This is a genomic window from Mycobacterium sp. 852002-51971_SCH5477799-a (assembly GCF_001667145.1).
Taxonomy (GTDB): Bacteria; Actinomycetota; Actinomycetes; order Mycobacteriales; family Mycobacteriaceae; genus Mycobacterium.
Map to the genome: position 1 here is coordinate 1 of NZ_LZIF01000116.1, position 26,357 is coordinate 26,357.

Annotated in this window: 23 protein-coding genes and 1 pseudogene; 22 read left to right on the plus strand and 2 right to left on the minus strand. The window is 66.7% G+C overall.

Annotated elements, in window-relative coordinates; all coding sequences use genetic code 11:
- The 18 genes and pseudogenes from A5753_RS19080 to A5753_RS19165 form a co-directional block, all read left to right on the plus strand.
- A pseudogene (locus A5753_RS19080) lies at positions 1-89 on the plus strand (type VII secretion protein EsxI); the annotation flags it as partial.
- A gap of 104 nt (positions 90-193) precedes the next feature.
- Positions 194-1,096 (plus strand): ESX secretion-associated protein EspG, encoded by a 903-nt coding sequence (locus A5753_RS19085; RefSeq protein ID WP_067131664.1) that lies wholly within the window; start codon positions 194-196, stop codon positions 1,094-1,096.
- A gap of 261 nt (positions 1,097-1,357) precedes the next feature.
- A complete protein-coding gene (gene eccD, locus A5753_RS19090; protein ID WP_067132500.1) occupies positions 1,358-2,869 on the plus strand; it encodes a type VII secretion integral membrane protein EccD in 1,512 nt (503 codons plus the stop codon).
- The gene (locus A5753_RS19095) at positions 2,847-4,724 is read left to right on the plus strand and encodes a S8 family serine peptidase (protein WP_067131667.1); all 1,878 of its coding nucleotides are present in this window, start codon (positions 2,847-2,849) and stop codon (positions 4,722-4,724) included. The genes eccD and A5753_RS19095 overlap by 23 nt, the downstream gene beginning before the upstream one ends.
- A gap of 16 nt (positions 4,725-4,740) precedes the next feature.
- Positions 4,741-5,937, plus strand: coding sequence for a type VII secretion protein EccE (eccE, locus tag A5753_RS19100; RefSeq protein WP_067131670.1), 1,197 nt, complete (start codon positions 4,741-4,743; stop codon positions 5,935-5,937).
- Entirely contained in the window at positions 5,934-7,766 is a 1,833-nt protein-coding gene (gene eccA5, locus A5753_RS19105; RefSeq protein ID WP_067131673.1) for a type VII secretion system ESX-5 AAA family ATPase EccA5, read from the plus strand. The genes eccE and eccA5 overlap by 4 nt, the downstream gene beginning before the upstream one ends.
- Before the next feature lie 147 nt (positions 7,767-7,913).
- Positions 7,914-8,453, plus strand: a complete 540-nt coding sequence (locus tag A5753_RS19110) for a hypothetical protein (RefSeq protein ID WP_231990111.1) — start codon at positions 7,914-7,916, stop codon at positions 8,451-8,453.
- Positions 8,454-8,469: 16 nt separating this feature from the next.
- The gene (locus A5753_RS19115; protein WP_067131676.1) at positions 8,470-8,814 is read left to right on the plus strand and encodes a DUF732 domain-containing protein; all 345 of its coding nucleotides are present in this window, start codon (positions 8,470-8,472) and stop codon (positions 8,812-8,814) included.
- A gap of 839 nt (positions 8,815-9,653) precedes the next feature.
- The gene (locus tag A5753_RS19120) at positions 9,654-10,910 is read left to right on the plus strand and encodes a PPE family protein (RefSeq protein WP_067131679.1); all 1,257 of its coding nucleotides are present in this window, start codon (positions 9,654-9,656) and stop codon (positions 10,908-10,910) included.
- A gap of 68 nt (positions 10,911-10,978) precedes the next feature.
- On the plus strand, positions 10,979-12,373 hold the full coding sequence (locus A5753_RS19125; protein WP_067131682.1) for a PPE family protein: 1,395 nt from the start codon (positions 10,979-10,981) through the stop codon (positions 12,371-12,373).
- A 69-nt stretch (positions 12,374-12,442) separates the two neighbouring features.
- Positions 12,443-12,766, plus strand: coding sequence for a DUF732 domain-containing protein (locus tag A5753_RS19130; protein ID WP_067131685.1), 324 nt, complete (start codon positions 12,443-12,445; stop codon positions 12,764-12,766).
- 121 nt (positions 12,767-12,887) lie between these two features.
- Positions 12,888-13,211: a DUF732 domain-containing protein gene (locus A5753_RS19135; RefSeq protein ID WP_067131688.1), complete on the plus strand. Its 324-nt coding sequence runs from the start codon at positions 12,888-12,890 to the stop codon at positions 13,209-13,211.
- A 311-nt stretch (positions 13,212-13,522) separates the two neighbouring features.
- Positions 13,523-14,761, plus strand: coding sequence for a PPE family protein (locus A5753_RS19140; protein WP_082971394.1), 1,239 nt, complete (start codon positions 13,523-13,525; stop codon positions 14,759-14,761).
- A 181-nt stretch (positions 14,762-14,942) separates the two neighbouring features.
- A complete protein-coding gene (locus A5753_RS19145) occupies positions 14,943-16,343 on the plus strand; it encodes a PPE family protein (protein WP_067131693.1) in 1,401 nt (466 codons plus the stop codon).
- On the plus strand, positions 16,340-16,657 hold the full coding sequence (locus A5753_RS19150; RefSeq protein ID WP_067131696.1) for a DUF732 domain-containing protein: 318 nt from the start codon (positions 16,340-16,342) through the stop codon (positions 16,655-16,657). The genes A5753_RS19145 and A5753_RS19150 overlap by 4 nt, the downstream gene beginning before the upstream one ends.
- A gap of 124 nt (positions 16,658-16,781) precedes the next feature.
- Positions 16,782-17,498: an MgtC/SapB family protein gene (locus A5753_RS19155; protein ID WP_067131699.1), complete on the plus strand. Its 717-nt coding sequence runs from the start codon at positions 16,782-16,784 to the stop codon at positions 17,496-17,498.
- A gap of 40 nt (positions 17,499-17,538) precedes the next feature.
- A complete protein-coding gene (locus A5753_RS19160; RefSeq protein WP_067131702.1) occupies positions 17,539-18,483 on the plus strand; it encodes a sterol desaturase family protein in 945 nt (314 codons plus the stop codon).
- A gap of 97 nt (positions 18,484-18,580) precedes the next feature.
- Positions 18,581-19,258, plus strand: coding sequence for a hypothetical protein (locus A5753_RS19165; protein ID WP_067131704.1), 678 nt, complete (start codon positions 18,581-18,583; stop codon positions 19,256-19,258).
- Positions 19,259-19,264: 6 nt separating this feature from the next.
- Here the strand turns inward: A5753_RS19165 and A5753_RS19170 are convergent, their stop codons facing one another.
- Entirely contained in the window at positions 19,265-19,720 is a 456-nt protein-coding gene (locus tag A5753_RS19170; protein ID WP_067131707.1) for a nitroreductase/quinone reductase family protein, read from the minus strand.
- A gap of 122 nt (positions 19,721-19,842) precedes the next feature.
- Between A5753_RS19170 and A5753_RS19175 the strand changes: the two genes are divergently transcribed.
- From A5753_RS19175 to A5753_RS19185, 3 genes are all read left to right on the plus strand, one after another.
- The gene (locus tag A5753_RS19175) at positions 19,843-20,526 is read left to right on the plus strand and encodes a TetR/AcrR family transcriptional regulator (RefSeq protein ID WP_197694748.1); all 684 of its coding nucleotides are present in this window, start codon (positions 19,843-19,845) and stop codon (positions 20,524-20,526) included.
- 135 nt (positions 20,527-20,661) lie between these two features.
- Positions 20,662-21,162: a VOC family protein gene (locus A5753_RS19180; protein WP_067131713.1), complete on the plus strand. Its 501-nt coding sequence runs from the start codon at positions 20,662-20,664 to the stop codon at positions 21,160-21,162.
- Between the two features lie 49 nt (positions 21,163-21,211).
- Entirely contained in the window at positions 21,212-22,705 is a 1,494-nt protein-coding gene (locus A5753_RS19185) for an FAD-binding protein (protein ID WP_067132502.1), read from the plus strand.
- 6 nt (positions 22,706-22,711) lie between these two features.
- Here the strand turns inward: A5753_RS19185 and A5753_RS19190 are convergent, their stop codons facing one another.
- Positions 22,712-24,631 carry an ABC transporter ATP-binding protein/permease gene (locus tag A5753_RS19190; RefSeq protein WP_067131716.1) on the minus strand — a complete coding sequence of 640 codons (1,920 nt, stop codon included), beginning with the start codon at positions 24,629-24,631 and terminating at the stop codon, positions 22,712-22,714.
- Positions 24,632-24,702: 71 nt separating this feature from the next.
- On the opposite strand from A5753_RS19190, the gene A5753_RS19195 reads away from it, so the two are divergent.
- Positions 24,703-26,346 carry an acetolactate synthase gene (locus A5753_RS19195; RefSeq protein ID WP_067131719.1) on the plus strand — a complete coding sequence of 548 codons (1,644 nt, stop codon included), beginning with the start codon at positions 24,703-24,705 and terminating at the stop codon, positions 26,344-26,346.
- Positions 26,347-26,357: the final 11 nt, after the last annotated feature.

Genomic DNA, 26,357 nt, shown 5'->3' on the forward strand with positions numbered 1-26,357 from the left:
AGCAGGCCAACGCGCACGGACAGAAGGTTCAGTCCGCGGGCAGCAACATGGCCAGCACCGACAGCGCCGTCGGGTCCTCCTGGGCCTGACCCGCAACTTCAGGCGCGGCAGCACACCACCCGTCGGTGTGCTGCCGCGTCCTGCGGTTACCGTGCAATTTGGCTTGAGGTATTAGGGACCAATTGGGGATTTGATGGACCAACAGAGCACCCGCACCGACATCACTGTCAACGTCGACGGTTTCTGGATGCTCCAGGCGCTGCTGGACATTCGCCACGTCGCGCCAGAGCTGCGGTGCCGGCCATACGTGTCGACCGACTCGAGCGACTGGCTCAACGAGCATCCCGGAATGGCGGTGATGCGCGAGCAGGGCATCGTCGAGAACGACGAGGTGAACGAGCACGTGGCCGCGCGGATGAGGGTGCTCGCGGCGCCCGACCTCGAGGTGGTCGCGCTGTTGTCCCGAGGCAAGCTGGCCTACGGCGTCCTCGACGACGAGAATCAGGCCCCGGGTTCCCGTGATATTCCCGACAACGAGTTTCGGGTGGTCCTGGCCCGCCGCGGCCAGCACTGGGTGTCAGCCGTTCGGGTGGGCGGCGAGATCACCGTCGACGATGTCGCCGTCGCGGACAGCGCCTCGATCGCCTCCCTGGTGATCGACGCCGTGGAATCCATCCACCACGCGGAGCCCGCAGCAATCAACGCGGTCAACGTGCCGCTGGAGGAAATGCTGGAAGCGACGAAGTCGTGGCAGGAGTCGGGGTTCAACGTGTTCTCCGGGGGAGACCTGCGCCGGATGGGAATCAGCGCCGCCACCGTGGCCGCCCTGGGTCAGGCGCTGTCCGACCCGGCCGCCGAGGTCGCGGTGTACGCCCGCCAGTACCAGGACGACGCCAAGGGCCCGAGTGCGTCGGTGCTGTCCCTCAAAGACGGCTCCGGCGGCCGCATCGCGCTCTACCAGCAGGCCCGCACCGCGGGTTCGGGGGAGGCGTGGCTGGCCATTTGCCCGGCGACCCCTCAGCTCGTGCAGGTGGGCGTCAAGACCGTGCTGGACACACTTCCCTACGGCGAGTGGAAAACCCACAGCAGGGTCTGACATTCGCCGCGAAACGCAGAGTTCATCAATGTCTTTGCACTCAACATGCGGTTGAGCTGCGAGCACGGCATACTTCTCTCAAAGACATCAGCAAATCCAGGTGTCGACGACAACTCTTAATCGCAAGGCGAAGCAGATGGAATTGCAGTTGGTCGGAATGCACTTTGCGGGGGGCCACATCCCCTCGACGAGTGCACCGGCGCACGCCCGCGCGCGACTGGCGCCATGGGCTCACACATTCAGCACAAGGAGTGCAAGGCGATGACTGCGGTAGTTGAAGTCCCACAGCCTGACGTAGAGGGAGTCTCCCAGCCTCAGGCAGTCGTCGTCGGCGTGATGGCCGGCGCGGGTGTTCAGGTCGGCGTCTTGCTGGACGCCAACGCCCCGGTCTCAGTGATGACCGACCCGTTGCTGAAGGTGGTCAACAGCCGGCTGCGGGAGCTCGGCGAGACTCCCCTGGAGGCGTCGGGCCGGGGTCGCTGGGCGCTGTGCCTCGTGGATGGTTCGCCGCTGCGGGCCACCCAATCGCTGAGCGAGCAGGACGTCTACGACGGCGATCGGTTGTGGATCCGGTTCATCCCGGACACCGAGCACCGCTCGCAGGTCATCGAGCACATCTCCACCGCGGTCGCTGCGGACCTCAGCAAGCGATTCGCCGCCATCGACCCGGTGATCGCGGTGCAGGTCGGTGCGTCGATGGTGGCCATCGGGGTGACGACCGCCGCCGGCCTGCTCGGCTGGTGGCGTTGGCACCACAACTCATGGCTTCCGACCGTGTACGCCGGCGTGATCGGCGCCGTGGCTTTGGGTGTTGCGCTGATGCTGTTGATGCGGGCGCACTCGCAGCAGGAACGGCGCGTCGCCGACACCATGCTCTTGAGCAGCCTCGCACCAGTGTCGATCGCGGCGGCGTCGGCGCCGCCGGGCGGCGTCGGATCGCCGCACGCGGTTTTGGGCTTCGGCGTCCTCACCGTCGGCGCGATCCTCGCCCTGCGGTTCACCGGTCGCCGGCTGGCGATCTACACCGCCATCGTCACCATCAGTCTGATCACGGCCGTGGCCGCGCTCGCACGCATGGTCGCTATGACGAGCGCCGTCACGCTGTTCACCTGCACCGTGCTGGTGTCGGTCATGATTTACCAAAGCGCACCGGCGATCTCGCGGCGGCTGGCGGGCATCCGGTTGCCCGTCTTCCCGTCGGCGACTAGCCGTTGGGTGTTCGAAGCCCGGCCCGACCTGCCCACCACCGTGGTGCGCTCCGACGGTGGTCCTCCGGTCCTGGAGGGCCCCGCCTCGGTGCGCGACGTGTTGACCCAGGCCGAACGCGCCCGCTCCTTCCTGTCGGGTTTGCTGATGGGGCTCGGCGTGCTGATGATCGTCTCCCTGACCGCGCTGTCGGACCCGCACACCGGACAGCGCTGGCTGCCGCTTTTGCTGGCCGGATTCAGCGCGGGATTCCTGATGCTGCGCGGCCGCTCCTACGTCGACCGCTGGCAGGCGATCACCCTGGCCGGAACCGCCGTGCTGATCGTCGGCGCGGTCGTGTTGCGCTACGCGCTGGTATTGCAAACCCCGCTGGCGGTGTCGATCAGCGCGGCGATCCTTGTTCTACTGCCGGCCGCGGGACTGACATCGGCGGCCGTCGTGCCGAACACCGTCTACAGTCCGCTATTCCGCAAATTCGTGGAATGGATTGAATACCTCTGCCTGATGCCGATTTTCCCGCTGGCATTGTGGTTGATGAATGTCTATGCAGCAATCCGCTATCGCTAAGGGCAAGGTGTGGGGTGGTCGGGCGTCCGCCGCGACCGTTGCCGCCACCTTGTTGGCGTCGGGCGCGTTAGCGGGCTTGCCGCCCGCCTACGCCATCTCGCCGCCGACGATCGACGCGGGCGCGGTTCCGCCGGACGGTCCGCCGGGACCCGGGGCGCCGATGAAGCAGAACTCGTACTGCACCGAGGTCGGTGTGCTGCCCGGGACGGATTTCCGGCTGCAGCCCAAGTACATGGACATGCTGAATCTGCAGGAGGCGTGGCAGTTCGGTCGGGGTGCCGGGGTGAAGGTGGCCGTGATCGACACCGGCGTGACGCCGCACCCAAGGTTTCCGCACCTGATTCCCGGCGGTGACTACATCATGGCTGGCGACGGGTTGTCCGACTGCGACGCGCACGGCACCATCGTGGCGTCCATGATCGGGGCGGCGCCGGCCAACGGGGCGGGAGTGCCGCCTGCGGCACCGCGCAAACCGGTCACCATCCCCACCACGGAGCCACCGCCCAAAGCGCCACCGCCGCAGACCGTGACCCTGTCACCGCTGCCTCAAACCGTGACGATGGTCCCGCCACCGCCGCAGTCTCAAGAACAAGCGCCGCCCCAGGGTCCCTTCGGGGCGCCGCCCGCACCGGCGGCTCCGGCCGCGCCGGCGCCCGCGGCTCCGGCCGCTCCGGCGCCCGCGGGCCCGCCCCCGGGACCATCGCAGGGTGGGCAGGGCCCCAACGCGCAAGCGCCGGCGGCCAGCCACGGCGGCGGCACGGTGACCATCCCCGGCTACGCCGGTGGCGGGCATGTGGCCAACATCGACAACCTGCGCGGCCCGCGCCCACTCGACCCACCGCCACCGCCGCCGCCACCACCGAAGGGCGGTCCAGACGCGTTCAGCGGGGTGGCTCCGGACGTCGACATCATCGCGATCCGGCAGTCCAGCCAGGCCTTCGGCCTCAAGGACGCCTACACCGGTGACGAAGACCCGCAGACCTCGGCGAAGATCGACAGCGTTCAGACGATGGCGCGGGCGATCGTGCATGCCGCCAACATGGGCGCTCAGGTCATCAACATCTCCGACGTGACCTGTATGAGCGCGCGCAACATCATCGACCAGCGGTCGCTGGGCGCGGCGGTGCGTTACGCGGCCGTCGACAAGAACGCCGTCATCGTGGCCGCCGCCGGTGACACGAGCAAGAAGGACTGCAAGCAAAACCCGCCGCATGATCCGTTGCAGCCCAACGATCCTCGCAACTGGAACGCGGTCACCACGGTCGTGACGCCGTCCTGGTTCAGCGACTACGTCCTGACCGTCGGCGCGGTGGACACCGAAGGCCGCCCGCTCAGCCAGGGCAACCAGGGCCAGGCGTCGACGAGCGTGGCCGGGCCGTGGGTCGGGATCGCCGCGCCCGGAACGGACGTCATTGGACTCTCGCCCCGCGACGACGGCCTGATCAACGCGATCGACGGACCGGACAACACGCTGCTGGTCCCGGCGGGCACCAGCTTCTCGGCGGCAATCGTGTCCGGCGTTGCGGCGCTCGTGCGGGCCAGGTACCCGCAGCTATCGGCCTATCAGGTCATCAACCGGCTGACCCGTACCGCCCGGGCGCCCGCGCGGGGCGTGGATAACCAGGTCGGTCACGGTGTCGTCGACCCCGTAGCGGCACTGACCTGGGATGTACCGGACGGTCCGGTGAAGCCGCCGCAGCAACTGTCGGCACCGCTGAACCTTCCGAAACCCGCCCCGCGCCGGGATATGGTGCCAGTGTGGGTGGCCGCCGGGGGCTTGCTAGGGGCGCTACTCATCGGCGGCGGAGTGTTCGGTACGGCGACGCTGATGAAGCGATCGCGGAAACAGCAGTAGGGGCGGAGCAGCTTTCATGAAGCGTCAGCGCAGGTTTGGGTTGTCCTTATCGTGGCCGCGGCTGACCACCGTGTTCCTGGTCGACATCGTGATCATGGTGGTGGCCAGCCACTGCCCCGAATCCTGGCAGGGCACGTATCGCATCGCGTTCTGGGTGGGTGTTGCCCTTGCCGTGCTGGTGACGCTGCTGTCGCTGGTCACCTACCACGGCCTCACGGTGACGACGGGGTTGGCGACGTGGCTGTGGGATTGGTCCGCCGACCCGGGCTCCGCACTGGCCGCCGGCCGCACCCCGGCGCTCGATCATCAGCGCAAGTACGGGCGTGACAAGGTCGGTGTGCGGCAGTACGAAGGCCAACTGGTCACGGTGATCGGCATCAGCGGCGGCGACGACGACTCGGCCTCGCGCCTTCGTCACCGGCATTCAGCGCCCACGCTGTTGGTGTCAGCCGTCGCTTCGGGCCTGCGCCAGTTCGACATCCACCTCGACAACATCGACATCGTGTCGGTGAAGCTCCGCCGGGGTGGCGATGGCACGGAGCTGTCGAGGCTGGACGACTCGGGGCCCGAGGAGCGGGAAGCAACTGACGAGGCGCCCAGCTACATTCGGCGCACCTGGCTGGTGTTGCGGATGAACCCGCAGCGCAACGTCGCCGCCGTGGCGGCCCGCGATTCGCTGGCGTCGACCCTGGTGGCGGCCACCGAGCGGCTCGCCCAGGATCTCGACGGGCTGACCTGCGCGGCCCGGCCCTTGATCGCGGAGGAGCTCGCGGACGTCGACCGCGCGGTGCTGGCCGATCTCGAACCGACCTGGAGCCGCCCCGGCTGGCGGCGTCTCAAGCACTTCAACGGGTTCGTCACCAGCCTGTGGTTGTCGCCGTCCGACATCACCACCGACAAGCTGGATGAGCTGTGGGAGGACGAAACCGTCGCTACGGTGCTGACGATCCGGCTCACCTCGCGCGGCGGCCGACCGCAGGTATCGGCATGGGTGCGCTACCACACCGAGAAGCGGTTGCGCCGCAACGTCTCCTCGGGCCTCAACCGTCTCACCGGCCGCCAGCTGGCCGCGGTCCGAGCCAGCCTGCCGGCCCCAACCGCGCGCCCCCTTCTGGTCGTGCCGAGCCGTCCGCTGCGCGCCGACGATGACGACCTCGCGCTGTCGGTCGATCGGTTGCCAGCGAGCTCGGCGGCCGTGCCTGCGGCGCAATGACGAGGCCGCAATCCACCGCTGAAGGCGCCCGTAACGCGATGGTCGCCGGGCTGTTGGCGTCCGGCGTCTCGGTCAATGGGCTGCAGCCAAGCCACAATCCGCAGGTGGCGTCGCAGATGTTCACGACGGCGACCAACCTCGATCCGGCGATGTGTGACGCCTGGCTGGCGCGGATCCTGGCGGGTGAGCAGAGCATCGATGTGCTTTCCGGTGCGTGGTCCGCGATCCGGACCTTCGGTTGGGAGACGCGCCGCCTCGGGGTGACCGAGTTGCAGTTCCGCCCAGAGGTTTCCGACGGGCTGTTCCTGCGGCTGGCGGTCACCAGCGTGGAAACGTTGGCGTGCGCGTACGCCGCGGTTCTCGCGGAGGCGAAACGCTACGAGGAAGCCGCGAAACTGATCGACGGCGTCGAGCCCCGCCAACCCGTCGACGAGGAACTGGTCAGCTACGTGCGCGGCGTGCTGTACTTCCGCACGGCCCGGTGGCCGGATGTGCTGAACCAGTTCGCCGAAGGCAAGACCTGGCGGCAGCCCGAACTGAAGGCGGCGGGCGCGGCGATGGCCACCACGGCGCTGGCATCGCTTGGTGTGTTCGAGGAGGCTTTGCGCCGGGGGCAGGAGGCCATCGAAGGCGATCGCGTGCCGGGCGCGGCCAACATCGCCCTCTACACCCAGGGCATGTGCTTGCGGCACCTGGGCCGCGAGGATGAGGCCGTCGAGCTGCTGCGGCGGGTGTACTCGCGGGACCCGAAGTTCACACCGGCCCGCGAGGCGTTGGACAACCCCAACTTCCGGCTGGTGCTGACCGATCCCGAAACGATCGAGGCCCGAACCGATCCGTGGGACCCGGGCAGCGCGCCAACCCGGGCCGAGACCGAGGCCGCTCGCCACGCCGAAGAGGCGGCCAAGTACCTGGCCGAAGGCGACGCCGAGCTCAACGCGATGCTCGGCATGGAACGCGCCAAGCGCGAGATCAAGCTCATCAAGTCGACGACCAAGGTGAATCTGGCGCGCGCCAAGATGGGCCTACCGGTGCCGGTCACGTCGCGTCACACGTTGTTGCTCGGTCCGCCCGGCACCGGAAAGACTTCGGTGGCAAGGGCTTTCAGCAAGCAGCTGTGCGGGTTGACCGTGCTTCGCAAGCCCGTGGTTGTCGAAACCAGCCGCACCAAGCTATTGGGTCGCTACATGGCCGACGCGGAGAAGAACACCGAGGAGCTCCTGGAGGGGGCGTTGGGCGGCGCGGTCTTCTTCGATGAGATGCACACGCTGCACGAGAAGGGCTACCAGCAGGGCGACCCGTACGGCAACGCGATCATCAATACGTTGCTGTTGTACATGGAGAATCATCGCGACGAGCTGGTTGTGTTCGGCGCGGGCTACGCCAAGGCCATGGACAAGATGCTCGAGGTGAATCAGGGCCTGCGACGGCGTTTTTCGACCGTCATCGAGTTCTTCAGCTACACCCCGGACGAGCTGGTCGCGCTGACCCGGCTGATGGGGCAGGAGAACGAAGACGTCATCACCGATGAATCGGCACACGCGTTGTTGCCGTCGTACACGAAGTTCTATCTCGACGAAAGCTATTCGGAGGACGGCGATCTGATCCGAGGCATCGATACGCTGGGAAATGCGGGTTTCGTGCGCAACGTGGTGGAGAAGGCGCGCGATCACCGTAGTTTCCGTCTGGACGACGAGGACCTGGACGCGGTGCTGGCCAGCGATGTGACCGAGTTTAGCGAGCGTCAACTGCTGCGTTTCAAGGAACTGACCCAGGAGGATCTGGCCGAGGGCCTCAGCGCGGCGGTCGCCGAGAAAAAGTCGGACTGACCCAACGACGGCGTTGCGCAGCAAGCCGCCACGGTCGCTCAAGCCAACGACGCGACCAATGCCAGCGACCCATCGGGGGGACTGCTTGCGTGGTTAGGACTCGCGCCCAAAACCAACGGACCCGGCCTGCCCGGGCTCGCGGGGCCCATGAACTTTTTGGATGGATCCGACGGGAACGTGTTCGGAAGCTTCCTGAACAACGCCTCGGTTGCCAACTTGTCCAACGCCTTCACCACCAGCGGGCTGCTGAACCCGACGACATTCGTTGACTCGGCGGTCAACCGGAACTCCATCAATGCATTGAACGCAGTTGACTCAAGCACGTCGGGGCTGGGGGTGCTGGCTGCCGGCCCTGGTGGTACGGCGAACCTGGCGTCGGTGACCGCGCCCGGCGCGGCAGCGGCGGGGAGCGTGGGGCAGGCGAGTCTGGTTGGCGCCCTGCCAGTTCCGCCGGCCTGGGGTGCGGCCGGAGCGGCAATCACGCCTTTGCCGGGGACGACTCAGGTCGGTTTAGGTGCTTACCATGACTTCGGTTCGGCCGCCCCGATGGTGATGGAAGAGGCTGGGGCAGTAAGCATGCCGGGTGTGCCGGTGGCGGGCATCCCCGGCGGCCATGAGGACGAATTCTCTGAGCCGATGTACGGTTTCCGCCTTCGCATCATGGGTCGCCCACCGGCCGCCGGCTAGGGATCGTGAGTTAGCGATGAGGTTCCTACCGTTTCTGGCCAGCATCGTTGTCTTAGTCGGCGTGGCAATACCGGCGCACGCGGACTCCGATGACGACGAGTTCCTCGCCGCCCTCCGAAAGTCCGGTATTACTTATCAGAACCCCGACCGCGCGATAAGGGCGGCCCAAAAGGTGTGCGATTTGGCAAACTCTGGCACCTCAGAGGCCGAGATCATCAAGGATCTGCACGAGTTCAATCCGGCATTCGCGATGGGTAAAGCCGCCCTGTTCGTCCAGGCCGTCGCCGGCGCTTACTGCCCGAACGTCTATCCACCAGCCTGGGTCCCTGAGGCGCGCACCACCACAGCGCGGTGCCATTGAACGCCTTGCAGGAAACTGCCAGTTGCTGACCAGAGCTACAGCAGACTTGCCGCGTCTACTCATGTAGGTGAACTCGAGCCGAAGGGTGTGACTGTCATTTACGTATTGGGCGATGTAGACGCCCCTGGTGCCCCGATCCGCGCCCGAGCCGCGCTTACGGAGGCTGAAGATAAGCAGTCGTTCGTGATGTGCCGCCCGTTGCCGGGCCCATGGAGCGCTGTCGCCAAGTCCAGTTACCCACCGCAGTAGTGCCGAACCGCATCGACTGAGCTCGCCGGCAGCACAATAGAGTGCGATTCCGGCAAACCGGTTGAGCACTTTCCCTGAATCGATATAGGAGGTTGCCAGGGTTTCGCGATCTGGCACAACAGCGATAAGTTCTGACGCGGTTTATCGGCGCAAAAGAATGGCGGATCGCCATCGGCATCCATTGCACCTTCGGATTGACGGAATGATTGCGTTGATCCGATATCGAATGCTGCCCACACGTGCCTTGCCGTGATTTACACCACTATTCAAACCGCCGCTACGGCTCGATCTCACACTGGTCAAGGTCGTGCGAACACATATTTTTTACAGCGATTTACCTGACAGGAACGCTCCGTGAAATAAGACTTGGGCACCATCGTCAGTGCGATAGCAGCGTTGCTTGACTAGTCGTTCGCACGCCATTTAGGCGCCGATTCAGAGCTGGGAGCAGCATGGCTTTGTTATCTGCAACACAGGGAATCCGCACATGTGATCCGTTAGCAGATTCGATGAATTCTGCGCCTATGTCGATGCCGGGGTTGCGAAGCGGTGCCTACCACGGCCGCCGAAACAGGGACCGGAGGTTTTAAATGTTGGATTTCGGGGCTTATCCGCCGGAATACAACTCGGGCCGCATGTACGTCGGAGCGGGATCGGGGCCACTGCTGGCCGCTGCGGCGGCGTGGGATGAATTGGCAGCGGAGCTGCAAAGCACTGGGGCGTCGTACAGCTCGACTATCGAAACTCTAACGACGGGTCCGTGGACGGGTCCCTCGTCCATCGCAATGGCAGCCGCGGCAGCACCGTATGTGGCGTGGATCCACGCCACCGGCACGCAAGCCGAGCAGGCGGGTACCCAGGCCAAACTCGCAGCCGGTGCTTACGAGGCCGCGTTCGCGGCGACGGTTCCGCCGCCGGTGATCGCCGCTAACCGCTCGTTGCTCGCGATGCTGGTCGCCACCAACATCCTCGGCCAGAACACCCCGGCGATCGCCGCCACCGAGGCGCACTACATGGAGATGTGGGCTCAGGATGCCGCCGCGATGTATGCGTACGCCGGGTCGTCGGCGAGTGCCTCGCAGCTCACTCCGTTCGCCGAGCCACCGCGGACCACCAACGACTCGGCCGGTCCTTCGCAAGCTGCCGCGGTCAGTCGAAGCACTGCGCAAACGAGTTCGAACAGCGCTGCTCAGGTGTCGCAGCTGAGCACCACCATGCAGCCGGCGGCACAAGCCGCAACCACAGCGGCTGATCCGACATCGGGCAGCGGACTTACCGTACCGAGTTTCATCACCAACTGGAACGAATTCTGGTCGGTGGTCACCGGGCCCTTCTCGCCCCAGTCATGGAGCACCATCCCCGGCGGTCCGTTCCTGTCGTTCGGCCAGGCGTATGCCTGGGGGCAGAACGGTCAGGGTGCGGCAGCGTATCTGGCTGGGCCGAAAGCCATTTCCGGCGCGTTGGCGCCCCTGACCAGTGGCGCCAATGCTGCCAAGCCCATGCTCAGCTCCGCGGTGGGGGCGGGGCAGGTGTCGGGGTCGATGGGCAAAGCCGCCGTCGTGGGCAGCATGTCGGTGCCGCAGGGCTGGACCGAAGCCGCCCCGGCGATCCGAACACTGTCGCAGGCGCTGCCGGCCAGCATTTCAGCGGCGCCTGCCGCGATAGCCGGTGAGGAGGGGGTGTTCAGCCAGATGGCCCTGTCCAGCCTGGCCGGACGCGCCGTCGCGGCCGCCGCGACTCGGCCGGTCGGCGGCGCCGCCTCGATGGCGGGTTCGTTGGGCGGCGTGGCCGCCGAGGCTGATCCGGCCGCGGCCACCATCATCGTGATCCCTTACGTCGAGGAGTGACGGCGATGACCAAACCGTATGGCAGCCAAGCGCTGTCGACCCAGGCAGCCAGGTAGGAGGTACCAAGGATGTTTTACGGAGCCTTTCCGCCGGAATTCAACTCGGGCCGGATGTACAGCGGTCCGGGAGCGGGATCCTTGGTGGCCGCGGCAACGGCCTGGCAGAACCTGGCCATCGAATTGCAGTCCACCGCAACGTCGTACTCATCCGTACTGTCGAGCCTGACGGCCGGGCCCTGGCTGGGCCCGTCCTCGATCGCGATGGCGAGCGCAGCCGCGCCCTACGTGGCCTGGATGCAGCAAACCGCCGCGGAGGCCGCACAGTCCGCGGCCCAGGCTATCGACGCGGCCGCCGCCTACGAGACGGCGTTCGCCGCGCACGTACCGCCTGCGGTGATCGCAGAGAATCGCGCGCTGCTCACACAGCTGGTGGCGACAAACCTGTTCGGGCAGAACACTTCCGCGATCGCCGCGAATGAGGCCCAATACAGCGAATTTTGGGCTCAGGACGCCACGGCGATGGACACCTACTTCGCCTCGTCGGCAACCGCATCCAACAAATTGATGCAATTCAGCCCGGCGCCGAAAGCCACCAATGATGCCGCCGAGGCGACGCAGGCAGCCGCGGCGAGTTCGGCGGCGAGCACCCCGGGCGCCAATGTCGCCAACGCCGCGGCATCGGCGGCCACCACCTTGCCGTACAGCGGGCCCTTTTCCGGTCCGGCTAACTTGGCCTACCTCTACCAGACGTTCATGACCGATCTGTTCAACACCGTCCCGGGTGGGGCCAGCTTCTACACGGCCATGTACAACGCCGTAAAGGTGCCGCTGGGCCTGACCACCCAATTCAACGACGTCGGATTGCTGATCAACTTTCCCTTGTCACAGTGGCTCAAGTTCGCCCCGCCCGTCGGGTATGGGGCGCTGCCGAAAGACGCGCTGGGCGCCGGGCTGGGTGCACTGGGCTTTGGCCGCGGCACGCTGTACGGCTCGGTCAGCCCGATCGCCGGCATGGGCAATGCCGGAACCCTGGTCGGCAAGCTCTCGATCCCGCCTAGCTGGGCCACGTCCACACCCGCCATCAGGACCGTCGCTGCCGCCCTGTCGGCGGCCGGATCCGAAGCCGTGCCAGCGGCCGCGTTGGGCCAGGGGAGTCTGTTCAGTTCGATGGGGCTGGCCGGGATGCTGGGCAGTGCCGTCGGCTCTGGCGGGCCCACCGTGGCGCGCGCGGGTGTGCGCAATCGGATGACTCCGATCAAAGACCTCAAAGACAAACAATCGCCGGAACAGCTGAAACGCCTTGTCGCCCAGATCTCGGACAAGCCCGAAACCGTACAGCACCACAACGTCGATCAAGAGAATCTCGACGCGCTTCTCGAGCAGCTGGCCAAGAAGCCGGGCATCCATGCGGTGCACCTGAAGAAGGGCGAGAAGTCGAGGGTCATCCCCGCCGATGCCCAGTGAGGTTGGGGGACAAGACAAATCAGCCCGGCAAAGCAATACGTTTCCGGCTCGCAACGGAAAGGGTAAAAGATGAAACGACTAGTGGCGCTACTTGTTGTGTTGGCGATGATCGGCCTCGCCGCCCCGGCACACGCCGATCCTCCGCCCGCGCCGGACGGCGACGATGGAGGCTTCGTCGCCGCCTTGCAGCAAGCGGGTTTCAGCTTCAACAGCGCGGGTTCGGCGGTCGCCGCCGGCAGGGCGGTGTGCTCCTGCCTGAACAACGGCGAGTCGGGGTTGGAGCTGGTGCATGACGTGAAAACTCACAATCCCGGGATGGACATGGAAATGGCGTCGAACTTCGCTGTGCTTTCGGCGAAGTACTACTGCCCTCAGCAGCTCTCCAAGGCGTGAGCCGCGGCGTGCGGGTGGGGATCGCGGGCACCGCTGAGCTCGAACGCCCTGCGGCTGAACACAACTGCGAAATACCAGAGGTCGGCGCGAACGACGCCGCGTCATCAGTCAGTGAGCAGCCGTGAGACTGATGCCGGCGCTCAGCGTGCTCGTTTCGGCCGCGATCGGAGTAGCCCCGCTCGCGGATGCGGACCCGGGGACGCCCGGGGCCGACGAGCCCGGTTTCCTTGCCTCGCTGCGGAGTGCGGGCATCACCTACTCGACCCCCGATGGTGCGATCAAGTTCGCCGAAGCTGTGTGCGTATCCCTGGGCAACGCCGAGTTCGGCCCTCGAATGGTTGACGAACTCAAGAGCGAGAACCCCGGGCTAACCAACGATCACGCAACATCGTTCGTGGCGATCGCGGCGAAATACTATTGCCCGCAGCGACTCAACAAGCGGTAGCGCAGGACCAGGCGGCGGTGGTCTGCTCGCGCCAGCGCGTGGCGCAGAACCGTTGCCGACGAGCGGATTTCGGTTTCACCAACAAATAGCTTGATCTTTAATTTCTGCTGCAGTCGCCAAAAGCCCTCGCCAGAAGCCGATCCTGAGCAGCTTTCAGCCGACGGACGGTGAGCAGCGCTGTCAGTAGGCACATGAAACACAAATATGTCCACCCGAGGGATCTCATGAATTTCATTTGAGCCGCAGTTCATTTGCGGGCTGGTCGCATATCCGCTCCTACCCTGGCGTCAGAGCAGGACGGAGGCAACGGGGTGGACTTCGGGGCGCTGCCACCAGAGGTCAATTCAGGACGGATGTACGTGGGTGCCGGATCGGGACCCTTGCTGGCCGCCGCCGCGGCATGGGATGCGCTGGGAGCCGAACTGCATTCGTACGCGGCGGCCTATGGCTCGACGATCTTGGGCATGACCGTGGGGTCCTGGCTAGGACCGGCAGCGACGTCGATGAGCGCCGCGGTTGCCCCGTACGTGGCGTGGGCGACCGAGTCGGCGGCGCAGGCAGAGCAGGCGGCGATGCAGGCGAAACTCGCTGCCGCAGCTTACGAGACGGCGTTCGCAGCCACTGTGCCGCCACCGGTGATCGCCGCCAACCGCAGCCTGTTGATGACCCTGATCGCCACCAACATCCTTGGCCAGAACACCGCCGCCATCGCGGCCGCCGAAGCTGAGTATGCCGAAATGTGGGCCCAGGATGCCGCAGCGATGTATGCCTACGCCGCCGCGTCGGCGGCGGCCACGCAGCTAGCACCCTTCACTGAGCCGCCCCAGACCACCGATCCGTCCGGGGTGGCAAGACAATCCGCCGCGATGGCGCAAAGTGCCGCGTCGGACAGCTCATCGCAGCTGTCCGCGCTGATCACCTCAACGCCCACGATGCTGCAAGCCCTGGCAGCGACCCCTTCGGCGGCGACGCCGGTGGCATCGATCATCGAAGCCATTTACCCCATCACGGCCGCCCTCAGGCCATTTTTCGCCGCGCTTACCGGCGCTTACAGCCCGATTGGCGCAATCATCCTGCCGGGCGGCTGGTGGCTGCTGTCTTTGCAGGCCTTGGGTCTGGCCCAGAACTCGCCGGGTGTCGCCGAACTGCTCGGCGGCGGAAAGGCCATCGCCGGCGGGCTATCGCCGCTGGCGCCGTTGCGGGGTGGCTACATCTCCGCGGTGACGCCAGAGATAGGCGGGGTGGCGGGATCGATGGGCCGCGCGACGATGGTGGGATCGCTGTCGGTCCCGCAGGGCTGGGCCACGGCCGCACCCGTGATGAAGACGGTCGCTTCGGTGCTGCCCGGGACGAGTTGGGGGGCTGTCCCGGCGATTCCGGCAACCTCGCAGGGAGCCGCGTTCGGCGAAATGGCCGCGGCGAGCCTAGCCGGACGTACTTTGGCGGGCGTCGGTGTGCGCACCGCCGGCAACGGCACGACCGGCGCCACTGCCGTGGTGGCCGATGGCGTTGCCACCACGGCCACGATCATCGTGGTTCCGGCGGATTGACGGGGCATTCGACAATGACCTCGCAAACGGCACTGATCCAACGGACCGGACAATCCACACCTTCTTGGACTGCGCAGCCGCAAACGCCACCGCCGCTCAGGGCGTTTGCCGGCACTGCGGTGACCGGGGCCCACCCGTTGCAGGCAGTCACCGGTGCGGCCGGCGCGGTGAGGGCACAGGGATGAACTTCGCGTTCCAGCCACCCGAAATCACCTCCGGCCAGATGTACCTAGGTCCGGGGGCGGGACCGATGCTGACGGCCGCCGCCGCGTGGGACGCCCTGGCGGCCGAATTGCAGTCCGCTGCGTCGTCCTACCACTCGATCGTCGAGGGTCTGGGCAACGAGGCGTGGGCCGGCCCATCGGCAGCCGCCATGGCCGCCGCGGCCGCGCCCTACGCGGCATGGCTGTCGGCGACTTCCGCACAAGCCAAGAACGCGGGCGTCCAAGCCACGGCGGCCGCGGGTGCCTACGAGACCGCCTTTGCTGCGGTGGTGCCGCCAGCCGAGATCGCGACGAACCGCATGCGGCTGGCGATGCTGTCCGCAACCAACGTTTTCGGGCAGAACACCGCCGCAATCGCGGTCACCGAGGCCGAATACGGCGAAATGTGGGCGCAGGACGCCACCGCAATGTTCGGCTACGCCACCGCGTCTGCGGCCGCGACGCGACTGGCCCCATTCGCCGAGCCGCCCCAGACCACCAATGCGACGGGAATCGCCGCTCAGTCGGCCGCGCTGGGCCAGGCCAGCGCCCTGGCCAGCTGTACCGGTGGGGCCGCGGCCGCCGCTGCCCCGACGTCCGGTGTCATCAGCGAGCTGCTCGAGGCCCTCGGCAACGCTTCCCGCGGTTACATGGAGTTCTGGGATGGAGTGCTCAATAGCCTCACGGGCTCCCCGCTGGCCGGGGCGACGTGGCAGAACACCTTCGGGATCCTCGCCGACATCGGCCGGTTCAGCACGGTCGCCAACGACAGCATGAGCCCGATCAACCTCGCCATGACCGAGTTCAAGATGTTCTACAAGCCCCCGGTCGAGGGCCTGGAGATCCCGAAGTCCGCGCTCGGCGCCGGGCTCGGCGTGCGTTCCGCCGCCGCGGGCCTGACCAGCGCGGTATCGGCCGGCCTGGGCGAGGCGAACGTGGTAGGCAAGTTATCGGTGCCGCCGACCTGGGCGTCGGCGACCCCCGCCATCCGGTTGGCCAGCAGCCTGCCCACCGCCAGTCTGGCCGCGACCCCCACGGCCGGGATCCCGGGAAACCTGCTCGGTCAGATGGCGCTGGGAAGCCTGACCGGAGGCGCCCTCGGCGCCGTCGCGCCGGAAGTCGTGAGCGGGCGGGGGGCCCGGGTCCGCGCCGGCGGTGCGACGAAGCCCGCAGAGCCCGTCAAACTCGACGACGTCATCGCGAAGCTGCAAAAGCAGCCGGAAGCAGTGCAGCACTGGAACGTCGACAAGGCCGGACTCGACGCGCTACTCGACCGATTGTCCAAAAAACCCGGCATCCATGCGGTGCATGTCTCCAGCGCAGACAAGCCCACAGTGACCTTGCCCGACGCCCACCTCGGAAAGGCGGGGACGGTATGAGGCGCCTACTTGCGCTGCTCGGCGCTTTCGCCGCCAGCGGTTTCACGGCGCTCGCGCACGCGGAGCCGGAGGGCGACGATGCGGCGTTCCTGGCCAACCTCGGCAATTCCGGCATCACCTACAGCAGTCCCGGTCAAGTCATCGCTTCCGCCAAAGCCGTGTGCGGGTTGATGGGCAGGGGCGAAACGGGTTTGCAGGTTGTCAGTGACATCAAGGATCAAAACCCCGGCATGACGATGGACGCCGCGGCCACATTCGCGGCGCTCGCATCGAGCGCGTACTGCCCCCACCACCTGACGCCCAAATCCGGTTAGCCTGGCACTCGCCGCGCGCGGGGAGACGCTTCCGGCGTCGGCGGTTCAGTCGGGCTCCACTTGCGGTTAACCCGGATTTGGTTAGCTCCCTTCGCCGTCTGGCACCAGGGGAAGGAGTGAGTCGTTGGAGACGCTGAACGCTGTCGATTTCACGCTCCGGCTGGGGGTCGGCGTGGGCTGCGGCGCGCTCATCGGCCTGGAACGGCAATGGCGGGCCCGCCGGGCCGGCCTGCGCACCAACGCACTGGTCGCCGGCGGCGCGACACTGTTCGTCCTCTATGCGGCGGCCACCTCCGATGCCAGCCCCACCCGGGTCGCGTCCTACGTCGTCTCCGGCATCGGGTTCCTCGGCGGTGGGGTGATCCTGCGGGAGGGCGTCAACGTACGGGGCCTCAACACCGCCGCAACCCTGTGGTGCTCGGCGGCGATCGGCGTGCTGGCGGCTTCCGGTCACCTGGTGTTCGCCCTGATCGGCACCGGCACCGTCATCGGCATCCATCTGCTGGGGCGCCCGCTCGGCCGGCTGATCGACCGCGACAACAGCGCCGAAGAAGACGAGAGCCTGATGCCCTACCTCGTGCAGGTGGTCTGCCGTGCCAAACACGAGAAGTACGCGCGGGCGCAGATCGTTCAGCACGCCGGCAGCAACGACATCACACTTCGCGGGATCCACACCGGCAACCCGGCCGGCGATGAGGTCACCCTGACCGCTCACCTGCTGATGAACGGCGACGCCCCGGCCCGCCTGGAGCGGTTGGTGGCCGAACTGTCGCTGCTTCCCGGTGTCCGCGCGGTGCAGTGGTATGCCGGAGACGAAGCACAGTCCGACGATCGTCGTTGAGGGCGCACTGGCCCCGGGCTCGCGTCGTAGTCTTACCGGTGTGAGTGCCCTGTCCGGCTTCCTGTCCGCGCTGCCGCCGCAGATGCGCGATCCCGTGCTGTTCGCCATCCCGTTTTTCCTGCTGCTGTTGACCCTCGAATGGACCGCGGCCCGAAAACTGGAACACCTCACGGCCGGGGCCGCCGACCCGGCGCGACCGCCGTCGGGGGCGCACTTCACCCGCGACTCGATGGCCAGCATCTCGATGGGACTGGTTTCGGTCGCGACCACCGCCGGCTGGAAGAGCCTGGCGCTGCTGGGCTATGCGGCGATCTATGCGTACCTGGCGCCGTGGCACCTGTCGGCGGCGCATTGGTACACCTGGACCATCGCGATTCTCGGTGTGGACCTGCTCTATTACGCCTATCACCGGATCGCGCACCGGGTCCGATTGATCTGGGCGACGCACCAGGCCCATCACTCCAGCGAGTACTACAACTTCGCCACCGCGCTGCGCCAGAAGTGGAACAACAGCGGAGAAGTCTTGATGTGGATTCCGTTGCCGCTGTTGGGGATTCCGCCGTGGATGGTGTTCTTCAGCTTCTCCCTGAACTTGATTTACCAGTTCTGGATACACACCGAGCGGATCGACAAGCTGCCACGGCCGTTCGAGTTCCTGTTCAACACGCCATCGCATCACCGGGTGCACCACGGGATGGACCAGGTGTATCTCGACAAAAACTACGGCGGCATTTTTATCGTCTGGGACCGGCTCTTCGGAACGTTTCAGGCCGAGCTGTTCCGGCCGCATTATGGCCTCACCAAACGCGTGGATACGTTCAACATCTGGACGTTGCAGACCCGCGAATACGTTGCGATCGCCCGCGACTGGCGATCGGCGCGGCGCCTGCGTGACCGATTGGGTTACGTGTTTGGGCCGCCCGGCTGGCTGCCGCGAGCGGCCCGTCTAACCGCTACCACCAGCCCGGCCGTGACCTCGCTGTAACATTCGCCCAGGCGGGCGCGAAAAGCTGAGCGGGGAGGACGGTTACGCCGTGACCTCGGCCTCCCGTCGGTATCGGCCCGATGGATCGGAGTTCAGGGTGCATCGTCGTCTGGCAGGGCGCGCAGTTGCGGCGTCGACAGCTGTCGCAGCGTTGGCCTCCTTGCTGCCGGGTGCGCCGGCGCACGCCGACGTCGTCGTGTATCCGGGCATGGAAATCCGCCAGGGCAACCGCGTGTGCACGCTGGGATATGTCGACCCCGCCCTGAAGATCGCGTTCACCGCGGGACACTGCCGGGGCGGCACCGGAGTGGTGACGGACCGCGGCGGCGCCGTCATCGGCCAGATGGCGGCCTTCCGGGACAACACCCCTTCCGGAACGACGGTGTCCACGACCGAGACGATCAGCGATTACGAAGCGATCGTGCTGGACAACAGCGTTACGCCGAACAACGTGCTGCCGGGCGGTCGGCCGCTGGTCTCGGACCCCGGTCTGGCGCTCGCGCCTGGTCAGCCCGTCTGCCATTTCGGCGTGATCACCGGGGAAACCTGCGGGACGGTGGAGAGCGTGAACAACGGCTGGTTCACCATGTCGCACGGCGTGCAGAGCCACAACGGCGATTCGGGGGGACCCGTCTACCTGGCGCCCAACGGCGGGCCCGGACAGCTCGTCGGCATCTTCAACAGCGTGTGGGGTGATTTCCCGGCCGCGGTGTCGTGGGGAGCCACGACGCAAGAGGCGCGCGAGGATCTCGGAGTACGCGACAACGCGCACTAGGGGCGGTCAGCCGCCGGTGCCCGCCGGGGTCAGCGCGAACACCGGAATCGAAGGTGCGGCGGCGCGAAACTGCTCGTCGGTGCTGTCCGGGGTCAACCCGGCGACGTAGCCCTTGACCTGCCAATACCACTTGGCCAGATAACGCCGCAGCAGCTCCGGCTTGGCCGCGTCGTCGATCTCGCCCGCCCGCATGCGCCGCCGCCGCCAGCGGGGACCCACCTCGACGACGGATGCGGCCCGGACATTGCGCGCCCACTGGGTATTGCCGCGCGGCGATACCAGGTAGTCCACGCCGTCGACGGTCAACAGGTTGATCACCACCGCGCGTTGCTTGCCGGATTTGCGGCCGCGGACGCGCAGCGCTCGCGTCCCGGCGATGCTGATCCCCACCTCGGCGAGCCGGCGGACGACTCCGTTCGCGGCGCGGGCGGCCCGGTTCGGTTCTTCGTATCGGGTGGGCATGATGCGGCCTCTCGGCGAATCCTGGTCGAACTTGCGAGAGCGGTGCTCTCTGAATCGAACACGCTGCCACAAGCCGCGACGGAAAGCAAGAGCGGTGTTCTCGGTTGTGCCAGACTGGCCGCGTGGGCAAACGCCAGGAATCGCGCGAGCAGATTGAGGCACGCATCATCGAGCTGGGTCGCCGTCAGCTGGTCGAGCGCGGCGCGGACGGATTGTCGGTGCGCGCTATTGCCCGCGACCTGGGAATGGTCTCCTCGGCGGTATACCGCTACGTGTCCAGCCGCGACGAACTGCTGACCTTGCTGCTGGTCGACGCCTATTCCGACCTGGCCGACACCGTGGATCGCGCCCGCGAGACGGTCGGAGACCTGTGGAGCGACGATGTCGTCGCCATCGCGCGGGCCGCCCGGGGCTGGGCCGTCGCAAACCCGGCCGGTTGGGCGCTGTTGTACGGCAGTCCCGTTCCCGGATATGACGCACCGCCAGAGCGAACGGTCGCGGTCGGCACGCGGGTTGTCGCGGTGCTGTTCGACGCGGTGGCGGCCGGGATCGCCACAGGTGATATCCGGCTGACGAATGACCTTGCCCCGCAACCGATGTCATCCGACTTCGAACGGATCCGCCACGAATTCGGGTTCCCCGGTGATGACCAGGTCCTGGCCAAGTGCTTCCTGCTGTGGGCCGCGGTGCTGGGCGCCATCAGCCTAGAGGTGTTCGGCCAATACGGCGCCGACACTCTGACCGACCCAGAATCCGTCTTCGAGGCCCAGCTGCGACTGCTGGTCGACGTCCTGAGCCGGCATTGATGGCTTGCCGGCGGCTACGGGCAAACCAGAATTAGAACGTGTTCACCCACCGATTTCTCGGCTGGGCGGACTCGCCATGGCAAAGTCGGATAGGCCCTTTCTGACGGAGCCGCGACTGGACTATTGTGCGAGACGATGACGCTTCCCGTTGGATCACCGGCGCAGATCGCCTGGGTCACCGCGGACCTCGATGCCACCGAAACGGCCCTCACCGGCTTGTTAGGCGTGCCGAAGTGGGTCCGCATACCCGACGTGCACTTTGCTCCCGATACGTGCAGCTACCGTGGCAAGCCCGCCGACTTCTTTGCCAGCATCTCGCTGAGCTACCTCGCAGACATGCAACTGGAACTGATCCAACCCCTGCGCGGTGAGAACATCTATAGTGACTTCTTGGCCGATGGCGGCCCGGGTCTGCACCACATCTGCATGGAGGTCGAAAGCCCCGAGCAACTCGAGGCAGCGGTGGCCGAGGCCGCCGGGCGGGGCGCCGCGGTCGTTCAGCGAGGCGTGATGCCCGGCGGCATCGAATTCGTCTACCTCTCAGCGCCGCAGGCAGGCGTGCCGTATGTCGAGCTTGCGTATGTTTCGCCCGAAATGAGGGCGTTTTACGACTACATCAAACAGGAGCAGCGGTGAGCCACGCCGACGACGGTGCGCGGCGCCGCGATGAGGAGGAGTGGCGCCAGTGAGCACGGAGATACCGGCAACAGTCAGTGCGGACGAGGTGACCACATGGTCGGATGACGTCGACGTCCTGGTGATCGGGTTTGGCATCGCGGGCGGCTGCGCTGCCGTCAGCGCGGCGGCCGCCGGCGCGCGCGTGCTGGTGCTCGAACGCGCGGCCGCCTCGGGCGGCACCACTTCGCTTGCCGGGGGCCACTTTTACCTCGGTGGCGGGACGGCGGTGCAGCAGGCGACCGGTCAAGACGATTCCGTCGAGGAGATGTACAAGTATCTGGTCGAGGTGTCGCGCGAACCCGAACTCGACAAGATCCGGGCCTACTGCGATGGCAGCGTCGAGCATTTCAAATGGCTGGAAGACCTGGGTTTTCAGTTCGAACGCAGCTACTACCCGGGCAAGGTCGTCGTTCCGCCGGGCACCGAGGGACTGAGCTACACCGGCAATGAAAAGGTCTGGCCCTTCTGTGAGCGGGCCAAGCCGGCACCGCGCGGACACTCGGTGCCGGTGCCCGGCGAATTGGGCGGCGCCAGCATGGTTGTCGACCTGCTACTCAAGCGCGCGGACGCGCTGGGCGTGCAAATCCGCTACGAGACCGGCGCCACCAACCTGGTCCTGAACCACGAGGGCACTGTGGTCGGCGTTGCGTGGAAGCACTTCACCGACACCGGCGCGATCAAGGCCAAATCCGTCATCATCGCGGCGGGCGGATTCGCGATGAACCCGGAAATGGTCGCCGAGCACACGCCCGCGCTGGGTCAGGAGCGGCGCACCAAGCATCACGGCGTCGTGGCCCCCTACATCCTGGGCAACCCCAACGACGACGGACTGGGCATCCGGATGGGCGTGTCGGCGGGCGGCGCGACCAAGAACATGGACGAGCTGTTCATCACCGCGGCGGCGTATCCGCCCGAGATTCTGCTCACCGGTGTGATCGTCAACAAAGAGGGCCGGCGTTTCGTCACCGAGGACTCCTACCACTCGCGCACTTCGGCTTTCGTCTTGGAGCAGCCCGACCAGACGGCATACCTTATCGTCGACGAGGCGCACACCGAGATGCCGGCCATGCCGCTGATCCGCTTCCTCGACGGATACGAAACCATTGCGGAAATGGAAGCCGCGCTTGGCATTCCGGCGGGCAACCTCGCGGCCACGCTGGATCGCTATAACACGCACGCCGCCGCGGGCGAGGACCCGGATTTCCATAAACGGCCGGAATTCCTTGCGCCACAAGACAACGGGCCTTGGGCGGTGTTCGATCTGTCGCTCGGGCGGGCGATGTATTCGGGATTCACCATCGGCGGCCTCGCGGTGACGCTCGATGGCGAGGTGCAGCGTGCCGACGGCACCGTGGTGCCTGGTTTGTATGCCGCGGGCGCGTGCGCGTCCAACCTCGCCCAGGACGGCAAGGGCTACGCGAGCGGAACGCAGCTGGGGGAGGGTTCGTTCTTCGGGCGCCGCGCCGGAGCGCACGCGGCCGCACGCGCCGGGGGAGCGTAGTCGCCGCTAGACCTGCGCGGGTTCCTTGTCGACCGGGCCCAGCTGCCACGGGCCGCCGCCGAGCAGGTGCAGCTGCTGCTCGTGGTGTTGCTCGACCGTGGGGCGGTGGCTCACGCTGACCATGACGCACTCCGGCAGCTCGCCCCGAATCAATTGATAGAGCGCGAATTCCAGGCCCTCGTCCAGCGCGGAGGTGGCCTCGTCGAGGAAGACCGCCTTTGGTTTGGTGAGCAAAATACGCGCGAAGGCGACGCGCTGCTGCTCGCCGGGCGAGAGCACCTTGGCCCAATCGTGGTCCTCGTCCAGCCGGTTGATCAGCGGCGCCAGCGCCACTTTGGTGAGCACGTCGTGCAGCTGGTCATCGGCGAAGCCGTCCGGTGAATTCGGGTAACACACCACCGTGCGCAAAGTGCCGAGCGGCACATACGGCAACTGCGACAAGAACATCGTCTCGTTGTCGCCGCCCGGTCGGCACAGCGTCCCGGAGGCGTACGGCCACAGTTCGGCAAGGCTGCGCAGCAGCGTCGTCTTGCCGGCTCCCGAGCGGCCGGTGATCACCAGGCTGTCGCCCAAATCGAGCTGGATGTCCAGCGAGTCGACCAGCTGGTCGCCTTCGGGCGTGCGCACCTCGATGCCGCGGAGCTCCACCGTGGTCTCCTCGCTGGGCTTGACCAAGATGGTGGGCAGCGCGCGGCCCTTGCTGTTGGCGTCGACGAGGCCGTGCAACCGGATGATCGCCGCCCGGAAGGCCGCGAACGCGTCATAGTTGTTGCGGAAGAACGACAGTGAGTCGTTGATGTTGCCGAAAGCCTGCGCGGTCTGGGTGACGTCGCCGAAGGCGATCTCCCCGGCGAACAGGCGCGGCGCCTGAATTGCCAACGGCAGCGGAATGATGGTCTGCGTCGCCGACCAGTTCCATCCGTTGAAGATGATGGTCCGGCGGACGAACCTGCGGTAGTTGTCGATGACCGGCGTGAAGCGTCGCCACAATTGCGTACGCTCGACGCGCTCGCCGCGGTAGAAGCCCACTGCCTCCGCGGCGTCGCGCAACCGCACCAGGGCGTAACGGAACGCGGCGTTGAGTTTCTCGTTGTTGAAGCTCAGCCAAATCAGCGGGCGCCCAAGCCAAATCGCGACCACCGTCACGATCAAGACATAGATCAGGACAGTCCAGAACATCGCACGCGGCACGGTCACGCCGAAAAGATCGAAGTCCCCGGACAAATTCCACAGGATCGCGGCGAACGAGATCACCGATGCCACCGCATTGACGGCCCCGAACAACAGGGTGTTGGTCGTCCCGTTGGACGGGATGTTCGGGGTACCGCCCACCCCGGCGGTGAAGATGTCGACGTCTTGTTGGATGCGCTGGTCGGGGTTGTCAATGGTGTTGTCGATGAACAGATCCCGGTAATAGGCCCGGCCCGCGAGCCAGTCGTCGGTGAGATGGCCCGTCAGCCACATGCGCCAGGCGATGATGAACCGCTGCGTCAGGTAGATGTCGAGGATCACCCGGGCGATGAAGATGGCCGCCAGCAGGATGAAAATCCCGAGCGAGACCCAAAAGTTGTGGATCCCGGACTGTTTGACCGCGTTGTTGTCCGTGGCGAGCCCTTTTAATGCCACCTGCAGCGCCGTGTACATGTCGTTGCTCTGGTAGCTGAACAGCACGTTGAGCCGGACCGAGAACAGCACCAGCAGCAACAGCACACCGAGCCCCAGCCATGCCTTGACGCTGGTCGGCCCGACGAAGTAGCCGCGCGTGATCCGCCAGAATTGGCGGCCCCACGGGGTCAGATACCGGGCGGCGACCAGCGCGGCCAGCAGACAGACGGCACCGATAGCCCAGGCGATGGCGAGCCACCGCAGGGAATCCTGAAATGCCGACGACCAATCGATGGACGGTTTGAACAGCTTCGAGTCCAATTTCGGCGTCTCCTTCTGCGGTCGGCACTTCCCCGCAAGCTACCCGAGCGGTTCTCGAATAGGCTGCGCAGATGAGCATCGACGCTCCGTCCAGCCAGACCGTACATGCCGGCCGACTCATCGCGCGCCGGCTCAAAGCCAGCGGAATCGACACCGTCTTCACGCTGTCCGGCGGTCACCTGTTCTCGATCTACGACGGCTGCCGCGATGAGGGCATCCGGCTGATCGATACACGCCACGAACAGACCGCGACCTTCGCCGCCGAAGGCTGGTCGAAAGTGAGGAGGTCGCCCGGCGTGGCCGCGCTGACCGCGGGGCCGGGCGTCACCAACGGGATGAGCGCGATGGCGGCGGCGCAGCAGAACCAGTCGCCGCTGGTGGTGCTGGGCGGCCGGGCCCCGGCGCAGCGCTGGGGAATGGGCTCGCTGCAGGAGATCGACCACGTGCCATTCGTGGCGCCGCTGGCCCGCTTCGCCGCCACCGCGCAGTCGGCGGACGAGGCCGGTCGGTTCGTTGACGAGGCGCTGCGCGCCGCGGTCGGTGCGCCCTCGGGCGTGAGTTTCGTCGACTTCCCGATGGATCACGTGTTTTCCATGTCCGACGATGACGGCCGGCCCGGCGCCCTCGTCGACCTGCCGCCGGGGCCCGCACCCGATGGCGACTCCCTGGGCCGGGCCGCCGCCGTGCTGTCCGCGGCGAAGCGGCCGGTGATCATGGCGGGCACCAACGTCTGGTGGGGGCACGGCGAAGCGGCCCTCCTACGCCTTGCCGAAGAACTTCAGATCCCCGTGCTGATGAACGGGATGGCCCGCGGCGCCGTTCCCGCCGATCACCCGTTGGCGTTCTCCCGGGTTCGCGGAAAAGCGTTGGGGGAGTCCGACGTTGCGCTGATCGTCGGCGTGCCCATGGATTTCCGGCTCGGCTTCGGCGCGGTGTTCGGGGCGCAGACCCAGCTCATCGTGGTGGACCGGGCCGAACCCGAACGGCGCCATCCGCGGCCGGTGCAGGCCGAGCTCTACGGCGACCTGTTGACGATTCTCGCGGCGCTGGCCCCCGCCACCAGCACCGACCATCAGGGGTGGATCGACGAATTGCGAACCGCCGAGACCGCGTCGCGCGCCGAGGAAAAGGCCGAACTCGCCGACGATCGCAGCCCACTGCATCCGATGCGGGTCTATGCGGAACTCGCACCGATGCTGGATCGCGACGCCATCGTCGTGATCGACGCCGGCGATTTCGGGTCGTACGCGGGACGTGTGATCGACAGCTATCAACCGGGTTGCTGGCTGGACAGCGGGCCCTTCGGGTGCCTGGGCTCGGGGCCCGGCTATGCACTGGCGGCGAAGCTGGCCTGCCCGGACCGTCAGGTGGTGCTGCTGCAGGGCGACGGCGCGTTCGGCTTCAGCGGGATGGAATGGGAGACCCTGGTTCGGCACAACGTGCCGGTGGTGTCTGTGATCGGCAACAACGGCATCTGGGGTCTGGAGAAACACCCCATGGAGGCCTTGTACGGCTATTCGGTGGTGGCGGAGCTGCGCGCGGGGACGCGCTACGACGAGGTGGCGCGCGCCCTGGGCGGCCACGGCGAACTGGTCGCCGCGCCCGGCGAGCTGCGGCCTGCGCTGGACCGCGCCTTCGGCAGCGGGCTGCCCGCCGTCGTCAATGTGCTCACCGACCCCGACGTCGCTTATCCACGCCGCTCCAACCTCGCCTGATGAGTCGGCTC